At 64.9% G+C, this 13,314-nt stretch carries 15 protein-coding genes and 2 tRNA genes; 6 read left to right on the top strand and 11 right to left on the bottom strand.

From position 1 onward, the window contains the following. Window position 1 precedes the first annotated feature (1 nt). The 5 genes from B9Y86_RS00100 to B9Y86_RS00120 form a co-directional block, all read right to left on the bottom strand. Window positions 2–1,507, bottom strand: coding sequence for an FAD-dependent oxidoreductase (locus B9Y86_RS00100; RefSeq protein ID WP_085481806.1), 1,506 nt, complete (start codon window positions 1,505–1,507; stop codon window positions 2–4). Beyond that, window positions 1,507–2,367 (bottom strand): FAD:protein FMN transferase, encoded by an 861-nt coding sequence (locus tag B9Y86_RS00105; protein WP_085481808.1) that lies wholly within the window; start codon window positions 2,365–2,367, stop codon window positions 1,507–1,509. The genes B9Y86_RS00100 and B9Y86_RS00105 overlap by 1 nt, the downstream gene beginning before the upstream one ends. Beyond that, a complete protein-coding gene (locus tag B9Y86_RS00110) occupies window positions 2,354–2,827 on the bottom strand; it encodes an FMN-binding protein (RefSeq protein ID WP_085481810.1) in 474 nt (157 codons plus the stop codon). The genes B9Y86_RS00105 and B9Y86_RS00110 overlap by 14 nt, the downstream gene beginning before the upstream one ends. 165 nt (window positions 2,828–2,992) lie before the next feature. Continuing rightward, window positions 2,993–3,065, bottom strand: a tRNA-Arg gene (locus tag B9Y86_RS00115). Between the two features lie 40 nt (window positions 3,066–3,105). Then, entirely contained in the window at window positions 3,106–3,324 is a 219-nt protein-coding gene (locus B9Y86_RS00120; protein ID WP_085483609.1) for an SCO4848 family membrane protein, read from the bottom strand. Between the two features lie 43 nt (window positions 3,325–3,367). On the opposite strand from B9Y86_RS00120, the gene orn reads away from it, so the two are divergent. The 4 genes from orn (at window position 3,368) to B9Y86_RS00140 (ending at window position 5,830) form a co-directional block, all read left to right on the top strand. Next, window positions 3,368–3,988 (top strand): oligoribonuclease, encoded by a 621-nt coding sequence (orn, locus tag B9Y86_RS00125; protein ID WP_085481812.1) that lies wholly within the window; start codon window positions 3,368–3,370, stop codon window positions 3,986–3,988. Between the two features lie 49 nt (window positions 3,989–4,037). Continuing rightward, window positions 4,038–4,113, top strand: a tRNA-His gene (locus B9Y86_RS00130). 80 nt (window positions 4,114–4,193) lie between these two features. Beyond that, window positions 4,194–4,544, top strand: a complete 351-nt coding sequence (locus tag B9Y86_RS00135) for a metallopeptidase family protein (RefSeq protein ID WP_244894565.1) — start codon at window positions 4,194–4,196, stop codon at window positions 4,542–4,544. Window positions 4,545–4,579: 35 nt separating this feature from the next. Further along, complete coding sequence (locus tag B9Y86_RS00140; RefSeq protein ID WP_085481814.1) at window positions 4,580–5,830, top strand: D-alanyl-D-alanine carboxypeptidase family protein; 1,251 nt, start codon at window positions 4,580–4,582, stop codon at window positions 5,828–5,830. 8 nt (window positions 5,831–5,838) lie between these two features. On the opposite strand, the gene B9Y86_RS00145 is transcribed toward B9Y86_RS00140, so the two are convergent. From B9Y86_RS00145 to B9Y86_RS00170, 6 genes are all read right to left on the bottom strand, one after another. After that, complete coding sequence (locus tag B9Y86_RS00145; RefSeq protein ID WP_085481816.1) at window positions 5,839–6,093, bottom strand: hypothetical protein; 255 nt, start codon at window positions 6,091–6,093, stop codon at window positions 5,839–5,841. Between the two features lie 39 nt (window positions 6,094–6,132). Continuing rightward, window positions 6,133–6,633, bottom strand: a complete 501-nt coding sequence (locus B9Y86_RS00150; RefSeq protein WP_085481818.1) for a nucleoside/nucleotide kinase family protein — start codon at window positions 6,631–6,633, stop codon at window positions 6,133–6,135. Next, on the bottom strand, window positions 6,633–7,412 hold the full coding sequence (locus B9Y86_RS00155) for an energy-coupling factor transporter transmembrane component T family protein (protein ID WP_085481820.1): 780 nt from the start codon (window positions 7,410–7,412) through the stop codon (window positions 6,633–6,635). The genes B9Y86_RS00150 and B9Y86_RS00155 overlap by 1 nt, the downstream gene beginning before the upstream one ends. Next, window positions 7,409–8,863: an ABC transporter ATP-binding protein gene (locus B9Y86_RS00160; protein WP_085481822.1), complete on the bottom strand. Its 1,455-nt coding sequence runs from the start codon at window positions 8,861–8,863 to the stop codon at window positions 7,409–7,411. Before B9Y86_RS00160 ends, B9Y86_RS00155 begins: the two co-directional genes overlap by 4 nt. A gap of 23 nt (window positions 8,864–8,886) precedes the next feature. Then, entirely contained in the window at window positions 8,887–9,528 is a 642-nt protein-coding gene (locus B9Y86_RS17690) for an ECF transporter S component (RefSeq protein ID WP_085481824.1), read from the bottom strand. A 197-nt stretch (window positions 9,529–9,725) separates the two neighbouring features. Then, window positions 9,726–10,058, bottom strand: coding sequence for a hypothetical protein (locus B9Y86_RS00170; protein ID WP_085481826.1), 333 nt, complete (start codon window positions 10,056–10,058; stop codon window positions 9,726–9,728). A 64-nt stretch (window positions 10,059–10,122) separates the two neighbouring features. Between B9Y86_RS00170 and B9Y86_RS00175 the strand changes: the two genes are divergently transcribed. Together B9Y86_RS00175 and glgX are read left to right on the top strand one after the other, a co-directional pair. Next, complete coding sequence (locus B9Y86_RS00175; protein WP_085481828.1) at window positions 10,123–11,052, top strand: LLM class F420-dependent oxidoreductase; 930 nt, start codon at window positions 10,123–10,125, stop codon at window positions 11,050–11,052. A gap of 56 nt (window positions 11,053–11,108) precedes the next feature. Further along, window positions 11,109–13,310, top strand: a complete 2,202-nt coding sequence (glgX, locus tag B9Y86_RS00180) for a glycogen debranching protein GlgX (RefSeq protein WP_085481830.1) — start codon at window positions 11,109–11,111, stop codon at window positions 13,308–13,310. Window positions 13,311–13,314: the final 4 nt, after the last annotated feature.

Below are 13,314 nucleotides of genomic sequence, written 5' to 3' on the forward strand. Positions count from 1 at the left end.
ATCAGTAACCCGAGAAGGCGTCGGTGACGACTCGGCGCACCCGTAGGCGCTTGAGCTCTGAGCGGGCCGCTCCCACCAGGCGCGGAGGCCCTGACACGAAGGCCGTCCTCTGCCGAACGTCAGGAACATGCCGCTCGATGATGTCACCCGTCAGACGACCCGAGCCGGCGTAGCTCCACCCCTCGGGCAGGTGCTCCGGCGCTGAGGGGGCAAGAAGCACGACACGGATTCCCATCTTCTTCAACTCGTCGGCGTAGGCGAACTCTTCCTGGCCTCGGATGGCGTAGACGAGAACCAGGTCGCGTTGAGCACCCGCGGTCGCGTCGTGCTGGAGCTGGCTGATGAAGGGCGTGATCCCGATTCCTCCCGCGACGAGCAGCACAGGCCGCTTCGTGTCCGACGGGAGCAAGAAGTCTCCGGCGACGAGGTTCGCCCGCACCGTCTGCGACGGCTTCAGCGAGGCGAGAGCCCGCTTGAAGCTCGAGGTCGATTCGCCCATGCGCACACCGAAGCGCACCTCGTGAGGGTTGCTGGGCGCCGACGCAATGCTGAAGACGCGCCGGGTTCCAGACGAGTCGGCACCGGAATGAGGGATCGACAGTTCCATGTACTGCCCCGCCCGGAACGAGACGGGGTGCTTCGTCTGGAAGACGAACTCCGTCATCGATGGCGTCAGAGCGACCGAACGCTCGAACGAGAGCGACAGACCACGACGCTGACCCACGAGGAATGCCAGGAGGTTGCCCACGACGAGAGCGAGTTCCGGGCTTCCGTGCAGCGGACCGGCCGAGAAGGGGATCGAGAAGAGCAACGCCACGATGGCGGCGAGCGCGATTCGCTGCCAGAGGCGCGGCGGCAGGGTGAGCGGCTCGCTCAGCATAAAGCCGGCGAGGAAGATCAAAGGCGTGGATCCGAGCGCATAGACGAGCGCATCGGGCACCGTGAGTCCGAACGACGATTGCACGATGGTGACGACGACCGTGGCGAGCACGATGAACGTGAGCCCCATGGGCAGCTGGCGGGTTCGGTAGAGCACGAGCAGCGCACCGACGGCGACGACGGGCAGCAGCACCGGTGTGCCGACCCACCAGACGGATGCGTTGAGTCCGGTGAGCGTGATGATCACGGCGCCGACCGCGGCCGGGTTGAAGATGTGGCGACGCCTCCAGGCGAGCACGTATTTCGAGGCGACTGCTATGGCGGAGACGAGGGCGATCGACAACAGGTCGTTGCCGTCGGTTGTCGGAAAGAACAGGAAGAACAGCAGGAGCGCGGTGATGATCGATGACTCCGTGTGCGGTCTCACACGGAAGAGCAGGGCCATGACCCGGTTGGCCACCACGCAGGAGACCAGCACGGTGGCCAGCGTGGCGAGCAGTGCGAGGGGCGGAAACCCGAGCACGCCCACAAGACTCTCGACGATCGCCACGACAGCGATCGCCGCCAGCACGAGGCTGACGAGCCGGTACATCTGAAGCTTGCCCAGCAGGGCATCAAGTCGAGCCATCAGGAGAAGACCTCTCCCCGCAGTGTGCGGGATCGTTCGGCGATGCCGGAGGAGTGCATGCGCACCCAATCGAATTCGAAATGCTCGGCGAGCCGCGCGGGCTGCACGAAGAACAGGGCGGTGGCAAGCCCATCCGCCAGAAGGCCGGTGGGCGCGATGGCCCAGGTCGCAATGATGTCGGAGGTCGGCGAGCCAGTGCGTCCGTCGAGAATGTGATGCAACCCCGCCCCCCACACCCGGCGATTCGATCCGGATGCGCAGAGCGACTCGTTCTCGATCGTCACGACCCCGATCGCCTTGCTGGGGTCGAACGGATGCTCGAGCCCGACCCGTAGGGGCTCTCCCCTGGTCACCAGATCGCCACTGGCGTCGATGACGAAGTCGGTGATGCCCGACTCCCTGAGGACCTCGGCCACAAGGTCGACGAGATAGCCCTTCCCAGCCGCACCGACGTCGATGACGGTCGGTTCCGTCGTCGTGACGGTGGCGCCGTTCCGGCTTACCGCCTCCGCCCATTTGGTCGGCACGACTCGGCCAGCCTGAGCGGTGAGGCTGTAGCGACTGTCGTAGCCGAGGTGCTCGAGGGAGCGGCCCACCAGCGGTGTGACCGCTCCCCCGCTGATCTCGTCGAGCCTGTCGTAGAGATCGAAGAGATCGATCGAATCGGCAGGAAATTCAACCGATCCGGGCTCTCGTGCGAGAGATGACACCAAGGAGTCGGATCGGAATCGGGAGTACGCGCGATCGAACTCCTCTACCCGGCCTCGCACTCGCTCGGCGACCGCCTCGGGGAGGTCGCCGTCGGTGTCGATCTGCCAGGTCGTTCCGATACCGGTGAAACGGAGACTAGACGCCGGCATCGGCCTTGATCTTGTCGACGGCATCGTTGAAGCCACCGCTGGTCAGCGACGAACCGGCCACCTTCGAGACTTTGAGGTCGTTGAGGCTCTTGCCCACGACCTCGGCGGCGATGCCATCGGCGAACTCGCCCTGGTACTTCTTGCCGTTGGGGTTTGTCGATTCGGGAGTGACCGTGACGGCCGTGACCTTGTCTCCGGCGAGTGTCAGCGAGACGCCGACGGTCTCTTTTCCGCCGGGAGAGGTGTATTCGCCTTCAGCTTTGTACTCTCCGTCCTTGTAGGCGGACGATCCGGCGGGGGCGGAGGTGGAGGGCGCGGCGTCGCTGGTGCTCTCGAGAGACGCACCGGGAGTGCTGCCGGAGTCAGATGATCCTGCTCCGGTGGAGCAGCCGGTGACGACTCCGAGAAGCGAGAGGCCGGCGAGGGCGGTGACGGCAGTTTTCTGGTGGCGGGTGATCATGGTTCTCTCCATCAGTCGGGATGCGTACTGGCAAGTTAGTACGCCTACGACCATAGGGGCGTCACTGCTGCAAGTACTTGGGAGGAACTGTGGAAACACTGAGAATAGTTGAAGCGACAACTAATGAGGGCTTCTCATTGTCATTCGACACGAACCGTAGTGCAGTGCCCCCGGTAGGAATCGAACCTACGACCAAGAGATTAGAAGGCTCTTGCTCTATCCACTGAGCTACGGAGGCGTTCGCCCCGCTTACCGCGAGGCGCTTCTACGATAGCGCGTCAGAGAGAAACGAGCGCGATGACCGCCACCACGAGCGACACTGCGGCGAGAAGCAACGAGACGCCGATGAGCACGGCGTGCACGATGAGGAACGTCGTGGCCTTGCCCGACGTGTCTCGCGCCCGCGGGTCTTTGCTGACGCGCTTGTAGAAGCGCGGCCAGATGAGAGCGTTCCAGAGCGCGTTGACGAGAAGGAGTATTGCGAGCGTGATGATCATCGCGTCCATCCTACGATTCATGCGCACGGATAGGATTACGCACATGGCTTCACTCACGGATCGTCTCGTCTGGATCGACTGCGAAATGACGGGACTCGACCTCAGCGTCGACGAACTCGTCGAGGTCGCAGTGGTCATCACCGACTTCGACCTCAACATCCTCGACCCCGGCTTCGCCGTCGTGATCAAGCCCGACGACTCCGCAATGCAGAACATGAACGACTTCGTGCGCAACATGCACGCGTCCAGCGGACTCGATCAGGAGATCCCTCACGGAGTGAGCCTGGCCGAGGCCGAATTCCAGGTACTCGAGTACATTCTCAAGTTCGTGCCCACCGGACAGCAGGCGCCTCTCGCGGGAAACACGATCGGTACCGACCGCGCATTCCTGGCGAAGTACATGCCGCGCGTCGACGGCCACTTGCACTACCGCAGCGTCGACGTGTCGAGCATCAAAGAGCTCGTGCACCGCTGGTTCCCCCGGGTGTACTACAACGCACCCAAGAAAGACGGCGGACACCGCGCCCTCGCAGACATTCTCGAATCCATCAGAGAACTCGGTTACTACCGCAAGGGCGCCTTTGTGGCGGAGCCCGGCCCGGCCACAGACGACCTGAAAGAACTGTCTTCCACGATTGTGCGCGAGTTCGCCGCCGGTCTGTAGTAGAGTTTTCTTCGGTCGCATCGATGAGTACTTCATCGGGTGGCACATGGTGGATATAGCTCAGTTGGTAGAGCGCTGGCTTGTGGAGCCGGATGTCGCGGGTTCGAGCCCCGTTATTCACCCCACGTGAAAAAGGCCCGGGTCGCATTCGACCCGGGCCTTTCTTCTTTAACTGAGGTTCCCGATCCGAAACGGAGGGCGCGAGGTGCACGACATCGATGCAGAGCAGTTCGAGGCGCTCGTCGTCGCTGAACTCGATCTGTTGCCCGACGACATGATCGACGGTCTCGACAACGTGGTCTTCGTCGTCGAAGACAGGCCGGAGGACGGATCGCTCGATCTGCTGGGCCTCTACGACGGTGTGGCGCTCACGGAGCGCGGGCAGTACGGCTTCGGAGAGATGCCCGATCGCATCGTGCTCTATCGCGAGCCGCTGCTCGAACTCGTCGAGGACATCGACGAGCTGAAGGATCAGATCCACGTGACCCTGGTACACGAGATCGCTCACTTCTACGGAATCGACGACGCCAGACTTCACGAACTCGGCTGGGGCTGACCGGCTATCCAGCCCCACGCGGTTAGCCTTGGCCAATGGCCAGGTCAACCGCATCACGTATCAATCGGGCACTCGGCGTCGCGCTCGGAGCCGTTCTGATTCTCGCCATCGGCCTCTACGGTCCAGCCACCCTCGTGGGCCCGCTTCCGAGCACGAAAGCCGTGATCGACGACGCCTCGGACATCGTTCCGACACTCGGCGCTCCGACGGTCTCCCCGAACGGCGCGAGCGCAATCGCGACCGCAGATGGAACGATCCTCGCGTCTGGTGGCGACACAGCGCCCGTTCCCCTGGGAGGCGTGACGAAGGTGATCACCGCGCTCGTGGTGCTCGATGCGAAGCCGATCGAAGCGGGCAAGCCCGGCCCATCGATCGTGGTCACGGCGGAGGACTACGCGGGCTACGTGAAGTACATCTCGGAGTCGGCTCGGTCGATCTCGTTGATCGCCGGCGAGACGTGGAGCGAACAGCAATATTTGCAGTCGATGCTGCTCGGGTCGAGCAACACCCACGCCGATGCACTGGCACGATGGGCCTTCGGCTCGGTAGACGCCTATGTCGTCGCCGCCAACGCGTGGCTGACGAAGAACGGGTACGCGGGCACGACCGTGGTCGACGCGACCGGACTTGCCGAGGGATCGCAGGGCACGGCATCCGAACTCGCGGCTCTCTCGGCACGTGCGTTCGCCGACCCTGTTCTCGCCGACATCATGAGCCACGACAGCGTCGTGGTGGCGGGCAATCGCAAGGTCGACAACGTGGCCGCCTACCGAGCCGGCGAGGGCATCACCGGTCTGTCACGCAGCTTCACGGATTCGGCAGGTCTGTGCTTCCTGTTCCGCCTCACGGTCGGCACCGGTGACAACGCCGTTCCGCTCTACGGCGCGTTTCTGCGCGAGCCCGATTACGAAACACTGGATGGCGACCTCTCGACGCTCATCTCGACCGCGGCCGCAACACTCACGAAGACCGTGCTGGTCTCGGAGGGCGACCGGGTGGTGACGTACACGACGCCGTGGGGCGACGAGGCTCATGGCGTCGCGGTCGCGACCAAGTCGCAGTTGGCCTGGTTGACTGCCCCGGTGGCCAAGACGGTGACCGTCGAGCCCGTGACGACCGGCGCCAAGGGCACACGAGTTGGTCAGGTGACGTTCACTACGCCCACGGGAGACGTCACCGTACTGCTCGAGCTCGATCGACGAATCGCCGATCCGGGGCCGGTCTGGCGCATGACGCATCCGGCGCCCGTGATCGACGCGTTCATCGAATCTCGAACGGATCAGTAGGCGTTCGCCTAGTGGTCGTCGCCGATGTCGCCCGTTCGCACGGTCGGGTCGGAGTCTGCTGCGTCGAAGGAGTACTTGACGGTCAGGTGTCCGTCGACCTCTTCGGTGTCTCCCGCCTGGTACCAGAACGTCGACTCGAGGCCTCCGACGGCGCCGAGTGCGGGAAAGCGACTGTCGAACTGGCCGTCGATGAATGCGCGGTCTTCGGTCTGGCCTTCGAGGGGGCCGTCGAGGTATAGGGCTGTGTAGGTTTTCTCAGTCATTTCTCCACCGTAAACCGTCAGCCTGCATTCAGCGCTCAGTTACGCCCCGTCGAGCGTGAGGTCGGCCAACGCGGAGGGATGCTCACGCTCGACGAACTCCTCCCACTGCCGCTGCCATCTGTCCCAGTGCGGAGCGTACGTCTCGCCGTCCCGATCCAGTGCCCGCTGCTTGCGCACGTCGTCTGGGGCATCCAGCCAGATGCGCACGTCGGCGAGAGCCGCATTCTCATGGGTGAGCACGCCGCATCCCTCGATGAGCAGTGGTCGCTGCGGGTCGACGTCGTGCCATTCTGCCGGCGCATCGGCGTTCCAGTCGAACCGCTGCCACCGTGCCGGCTCGCCCGCAGCGAGCGGTTCGAGAACGAAGCGGTGCACATGCTCGCCGGCCGCGCGCAGACCTCCCCATCCCGGATAGATGTCATCGAGCCGCACGAGCTGCGGCACGGCCCCTCCTGGCCACCCGCCCACGATGCGATCAGCGAGCGTACTTTTGCCCGCGCCGCTCGGACCGTCGAGCAGGATGATGTTTCGAGAGCTCATCAGACGATGAAGTTCCACGTTCCGAACGCCACCGCAACGACGACCGATGCCGCGGCGATCACGGCGCCGATGCCGATGAGCAGAACTTCGCGCCACCCGACGAGCGATTCACGGGCCCAGGTTCGCTTCGTGTCTCCCCCGAACCCGCGTGCCTCCATCGCCGTTGCGAGTTTGCTGCCGCGCCTGATGGAGAGCACGAGAAGAGCGAAGGCCTGAGACACAACGCGCCGGATGCGCCCTCGGTCGCCTACACCTCGGGCTCGTCGGGCGAGTTCAAGCGAGCGCCAGTCATCGAGAAACAGCCCCACCAGGCGCAGACCAGCCAGCGCTCCGAGCACGAAACGGCTCGGCAGATGCCAGACCTGAGCGAGTCCATCAGCGAGGTCGGTGGGGTCGATCGTCACGAAGAGAACGATCGCGGGCAGCCCGATGGCGAGTACCCGAAGCGCGGTGGCGATGGCGAGCGAGATCGATCCGTCTGTCACATGGACGAGGCCGAACTCAAAATGGCTCTGCCCCGATGACTGTCCGTAGAGGAGCGTGGTGAATCCGGCTGTGGGGGCGGCGATCCAGATGGGGATCGTGCGAAGAAAGAACTGCCGAGCCGACAGCCCGGCCCAGGCGAACAGAACGCTCTCGAGCACGAGCGCGGTGGCCGCGGAGAGCCAGTCGATCGTGAGAATGAGTGCGAAGCTCAAAAGAAAGGCCGTCGCGAGCTTCGCCACGGGGTTGATCCGGTAGATCGCCTGAGCGCCTTTTGTGGGAGTCAGAATACTCACGACAGCCTGATCTCGTCGTCGGCGAGGGCAGCCACGAAGTCGGCGTCGTGCGTCACAGCCAGAATCGATTGGCCTTCGTCGAGCAGACCCGCCAGCAACGAGACGAGTTCGCTCCACGTGCGCGAGTCCTGACCGAAGGTCGGCTCGTCGAGCACGAGAAGCTTGGGCCTCGTGGCGAGCACGGTGGCCACCGAGAGTCTGCGCTTCTCCCCGCCCGACAGGGTGAACGGATTCGCGAGAGCCAGGTGGTCGAGCCTCAAACGCTCGAGCAGCCCGTCGACGCGCGTGCTGATCTCCTGGGCGCTCAGCTCAAGCGCCCGAGGACCCACGGCCAGCTCGTCGCGCACGGTCGCGGCCAGAAACTGGTGCTCGGGATCTTGGAAGACCGTGCCGATGCGAGTGAGCAGGTCTTTCGATCTCCAATCGATCGGCGAGGTCGACTTCAGCTGGCCGGTCAGAGCCTGCGTGGCAGACACGACGCCCTCCGCGGGCCGCAGGAGGCCGGCCAGAGTCAGCGCGAGCGTCGACTTGCCTGCGCCGTTGGGTCCGACGATCGCCGTGGCCCTGCCCTCGTCGAGTGCGACGTCGATTCCGGTGGCGATGCGCGTACCGCGCACGCGCGCGATCCCGAGCCCCGTGGCATCCATGAGTCGTGTGCCAGACCCGGCGACTCGCCGTTGGGCGATGGGAGGCGGAAACTCGGGGATCCACACGCCGGATGCGCTCAGCTCGGCGCCCCGGGCGCGCAGCACGGAGTCGGGATCGCCATCCGCCATCACGCCTCCGCCGGGAGCGAGCACCACGACCCGGTCGACGATGTCACGCCACACTTCCACGCGGTGCTCGATCACGATCAGGGTGGCACCCGTTGTGCGAGCCACTCGTGCAACGGCGTCACGGACCTCCGCCACTCCGTCGGGGTCGAGATTGGCCGTGGGCTCGTCGAGCAGAATTAGTCCCGGTCGCATTGCCAGCACTCCCGCGAGCGCAAGCCGCTGCTTCTGGCCGCCCGAGAGTGCGGAGGTCGGATGCTCGAGGGGCAGATCGAGCCCGACGGCCTCGAGAGCCTCCGCGACACGACGCCAGATCTCGTCGCGGGGTACGCCCAGGTTTTCGCATCCGAACGCCACGTCGTCACCCACTCGGGCGAGAATCACCTGGGAATCCGGATCTTGCAGCACGAGCCCCGCGACGCCGCGCGCGCTCGTAGCATCCTGCCCGGCCACACGCAGCTCGCCTCGCTGCTCGCCCTCGTCGTCGCCTCCGATGACCCCGGCGAGAGCGTGCATCAGGGTGCTCTTGCCCGCGCCCGACGCACCGAGGAGCAGCACTCGCTGGCCCGGCTCGATGTCGAGGTCGAGGCCGTCGACGGCCCATGCCCTGCGCGACGCGTGCCGCCAGCCCCAGCCGCGCGCCGAAACAGCGGCCGGCGGCTGGCGGTCGTGCGTCACCGTCGTGATCTTCCGGATGCCCGTCAGACCCGGGCCGTGACGGCCCGTCCCGAGGCGAATCGGGAGAGGGCTCCCGTCTTGGCCAGACCTCGCAGGGCGAGCCACGAGAGCACACCGGCCAGGAGCGCCCCGGAGATGACCGACGACACGGTGTAGACGATCGCGAACTGCGGCGTGGAGCCCGGGTACCAATTGATCAGGTCGTTCACCGCGAGAGCGACACCCGCGCCCATTCCGGCGAGGATCGCGACGTAGGCGCGGTAGTTGGCATACAGGAACAGGGCGAAGACGATCTCGGCGCCGAGGCCCTGTACCAGACCGGAGAGCAGCGTCAGCGGGCCCCACTGAGTTCCGATCAAGGCCGAGACCGCGGCCGCGACGATCTCGGTGAACAGCGCCGCTCCCGGCTTGCGGATGATCAGCCCGCCGAGCACTCCAGCGAAGAGCCAGCCTCCGCCGACGAGGGCCTGCAGCCCGGGAAGGAGCGGAGTCAACGGAGCGGAGAGCGGCGTGTACGCCTGGTCCCACATCCAGAAGACGATGCCGGCGGCCACGCCGATGACGCTGGCCACCACGATGTCGACGACGCGCCAGCGGAAGCGTGCGCCTCGACTGGATGCCGTGGAGGTCGGAGTAGGAGAGGTTGTTTCGGTTGTCGCGCGCACTTGAAATCGTGCCCTTTCGTCGATAGCGAATATCAGGGCACGGGTGGAGTCGCCGCAGCTGTACTGCGAACGACACCGTGAGATGTCCTCCCTGCGCTGGCATGATCCAGATCAGGTTCGACGGTCGAAGGTTGGAGAACCTTCCTCTCAGCCCGGCTCACCGGACTCCCGTGTTGCGAATCAGTATAGAGCGATCTCTACTTCTTCAACGCGCGGATGATCCGAGCGAGCGCCTTGCCGCTCACCCACACCGCGGGAATGGACACCGCGAGCAGAGAGATGAGGTTCGGTTCGAACGCGACGCGGCCGTTCTCCTGCGTGACATAGGCGCCCACCGGAATGGCAGCGCCTCCCCCGCCTCCGCCGGCGATGCCCGATGTCGTCTCATCTGAACCGCTGCCTCCGAAGCCGAACCAGGTGATGGCGACGGGAACGAGAGTCTGGCCCTCGATTTCCACGGGATCGCCGTAGACGGCCCCCACTCCGAAGGATCGAGCGGTCTCTGCAAGCTTCACGGCGATGTTTGTCATGGGGTCACGCTACCCGGCCCACATCTGTGCCGCCAGGGCCTCTGGGGTGTGACACTCTGGGGGTGTGGACCTACGTATCTTCACAGAACCGCAGCAGGGCGCGAGCTACGACGACCTTCTGACCATCGCAACAGCCACCGAGAGGCTCGGCTTCGACGCCTTCTTCCGATCCGACCATTACCTTCGCATGGGCGACGACCCGTTCGAGGGCTTGCCCGGACCGACGGATGCATGGACATCGCTGGCCGGACTCGCCCGCGAGACGTCGCGCATCAAGCTCGGGACTTTGGTCTCGAGCGTCACCTACCGGCACCCCGGCATCCTGGCCATCCAGGTCGCGCAGGTCGATGCCATGTCGGGGGGACGTGTCGAGCTCGGCCTCGGTACCGGCTGGTTCGAGAGAGAGCACCTCGCCTACGGCATCCCTTTTCCGGCCAAGCGCTTCGGAATGCTCGAGGAACAGCTCGAGATCATCACCGGGTTGTGGGGAACGCCGCTCGGCGAGACGTACTCGTTCGACGGTGAGCACTACACGCTTGTAGAGTCCCCGGCTCTGCCGAAGCCGGTGCAGCATCCGTTCCCCGTCATCGTCGGCGGCTCGGGGCCCACCCGTACGCCGAAGATCGCAGCCCGGTTCGCCACGGAATTCAACGTTCCTTTCGCCGAGTTCGCCGATATCCCTGTTCGCTTTCGCGCCGTGCGCGAGGCATGCGAGACGATCGGCCGAGAGCCGTCGGAGTTGGTCTACTCGGCCGCCCTCGTCGCTGCCGTCGGATCGAACCCGGCCGAGTTCGAACGCAGAGCGACGGCCATCGGCCGCGAGCCTGCCGAACTCCGTGAACATGGTCTCGCCGGGTCCCCGGCCGAGGTCGTCGACCGCATCGGCGCCCTCCGCGAAGACGGCGTCGAACGCCTCTACCTTCAGATTCTCGACATCCACGACCTCGATCACCTCGAACTCATCGCGGCCGAGGTCATGTCCCAGCTCGACTGAGCTTTCCCGCCCAGGCACTTCTGCTCGACCCGAATCACGACTCACAGGAGACTTTTATGGAAAGCTGGCCCGGATCGGCCTACCCGCTCGGCGCGACCTTCGACGGAAGCGGCACGAACTTCGCGATCTTCAGCGAAGCTGCGGAGCGCGTCGTGCTCTGCCTCTTCGGCGAGAAAGGCGCGGAGACCCGCGTCGAACTCACCGAGGTCGACGCCTACGTCTGGCACTGCTATCTGCCACAGGTGCAGCCCGGCCAGCGCTACGGCTACCGCGTCTACGGTCCATATGACCCGGAGAACGGCTGCCGGTTCAACCCGAACAAGCTGCTGCTCGACCCCTATGCCAAGGCGACGAGCGGAACAATCGACTGGGATCAGTCGCTCTTCTCCTACAACTTCGGCGACCCCGACTCGCGCAACGATGACGATTCGGCCAAGCACATGATGACGGGCGTCGTCATCAACCCGTTCTTCGACTGGTCGGGCGACCGTATTCTCGACATTCCCTACAACGAGACCGTCATCTATGAAGCCCACGTCAAGGGCCTCACCCAGCTGAACCCCGAGGTGCCGCGCGAGCAGCGCGGCACCTACGCGGGTGTCGCGCATCCGGCCGTCATCGAGCACCTCAAGAAGCTCGGGGTCACGGCGATCGAGCTGATGCCGGTGCACCAGTTCGTTCAAGACAGCACGCTGCTCGAGAAGGGCCTGTCGAACTACTGGGGCTACAACACCATCGGCTTCTTCGCGCCGCAGTCGAGCTACTCCTCGGCGGGCGAGCGAGGCCAGCAGGTGCAAGAGTTCAAGGGCATGGTCAAGTCGCTGCACGCGGCTGGCATCGAAGTGATCCTCGATGTGGTCTACAACCACACCGCCGAGGGAAACCATCTCGGCCCCACCATCTCGTTCCGAGGCATCGACAACGCCGCGTACTACCGACTCATGGACGATGACAAGCGGTACTACATGGATTACACGGGCACCGGCAACACGCTGAACGTGCGCCACCCGCACTCCCTGCAGCTCATCATGGACTCGCTGCGCTACTGGGCGACCGAGATGCACGTGGATGGTTTCCGCTTCGACCTCGCCTCGGCGCTGGCCCGCGAGTTCTACGATGTCGACAAGCTGTCGACCTTCTTCGAGCTCGTGCAGCAGGACCCGGTGATCTCGCAGGTCAAGCTCATCGCGGAGCCCTGGGACGTCGGGCCCGGCGGTTACCAGGTCGGCAACTTCCCCGCCCAGTGGACCGAGTGGAACGGAAAGTACCGTGACACGGTGCGCGACTTCTGGCGCGGCGAGCCGGCGAGCCTCGGCGAATTCGCTTCGCGCTTCACGGGCTCTGCGGATCTCTACGAGCACTCGGGGCGCCGACCCGTCGCATCCATCAATTTCGTCACCGCCCACGACGGCTTCACCATTCGCGATCTCGTGTCGTACAACGAGAAGCACAACGAGGCCAACGGCGAGAACAACAACGACGGCGAATCGCACAACCGTTCCTGGAACTCCGGAGTCGAGGGGCCAACGAACGACCCGGTGATCCTCGAGTTGCGCGCACGCCAGCAGCGCAACTTTCTAGCCACGCTTCTGCTGTCGCAGGGTGTGCCCATGCTGCTGCACGGTGACGAGATCGGCCGCACACAGCAGGGCAACAACAACACCTATGCCCAGGACTCGGAGATCAGCTGGATCCACTGGGACCACGCCGATGTGCCGCTGAACGAGTTCACCGCGGCCGTCTCACGACTGCGCAAGGAACACCCCACCTTCCGTCGCAGCCGCTTCTTCGACGGCCGGCCGGTCAGGCGCGGCAAGGGCGAGCCGCTGCCCGACATCGTCTGGCTCAACTCGGATGCTCGTGAGATGGAGCCCGAGGAGTGGGACGCCCCGCTCAGCCGCTCAGTGGGCGTCTTCCTCAACGGGCAGGGCATCCGCGGGCGCGATCAGCGCGGTCAGCGCATCACCGACGTGAACTTCCTTGTCTATTTCAACGCCGAACCGCAAGACGTTGACTTCGTTCTTCCTCCGGGCGAATACTCGCAGTCGTGGGACGTGGTGATCGACTCGGCCGGCCAGGCCGCAGACGGACCGCTTCGCAGCGCGAACGAGAAGGTCAGAGTGCTGGCGAAGTCGCTCGTCGTGCTCCGCGCCCACCAAGAAGCGGTGACCGAGGCTGACCACTCGGTAGCCGCATCCCTCACCGCAATGACCGGCACCATCGAGACCATCCCCCTGACCAAGCCGTCCAACGGCTAGCGAG

It is taken from the genome of Agreia pratensis, assembly GCF_900177685.1.
Taxonomy (GTDB): Bacteria; Actinomycetota; Actinomycetes; order Actinomycetales; family Microbacteriaceae; genus Agreia; species Agreia pratensis.

What these genes read in the sequence shown, in the direction of transcription:
- B9Y86_RS00100 (WP_085481806.1), bottom strand. Translation starts at nt 1,507, where the DNA reads ATGGCTCGACTTGATGCCCTGCTGGGCAAGCTTCAGATGTACCGGCTC.
- B9Y86_RS00105 (WP_085481808.1), bottom strand. Translation starts at nt 2,367, where the DNA reads ATGCCGGCGTCTAGTCTCCGTTTCACCGGTATCGGAACGACCTGGCAG.
- B9Y86_RS00110 (WP_085481810.1), bottom strand. Translation starts at nt 2,827, where the DNA reads ATGATCACCCGCCACCAGAAAACTGCCGTCACCGCCCTCGCCGGCCTC.
- B9Y86_RS00120 (WP_085483609.1), bottom strand. Translation starts at nt 3,324, where the DNA reads ATGATCATCACGCTCGCAATACTCCTTCTCGTCAACGCGCTCTGGAAC.
- orn (WP_085481812.1), top strand. Translation starts at nt 3,368, where the DNA reads ATGGCTTCACTCACGGATCGTCTCGTCTGGATCGACTGCGAAATGACG.
- B9Y86_RS00140 (WP_085481814.1), top strand. Translation starts at nt 4,580, where the DNA reads ATGGCCAGGTCAACCGCATCACGTATCAATCGGGCACTCGGCGTCGCG.
- B9Y86_RS00145 (WP_085481816.1), bottom strand. Translation starts at nt 6,093, where the DNA reads ATGACTGAGAAAACCTACACAGCCCTATACCTCGACGGCCCCCTCGAA.
- B9Y86_RS00150 (WP_085481818.1), bottom strand. Translation starts at nt 6,633, where the DNA reads ATGAGCTCTCGAAACATCATCCTGCTCGACGGTCCGAGCGGCGCGGGC.
- B9Y86_RS00170 (WP_085481826.1), bottom strand. Translation starts at nt 10,058, where the DNA reads ATGACAAACATCGCCGTGAAGCTTGCAGAGACCGCTCGATCCTTCGGA.
- glgX (WP_085481830.1), top strand. Translation starts at nt 11,109, where the DNA reads ATGGAAAGCTGGCCCGGATCGGCCTACCCGCTCGGCGCGACCTTCGAC.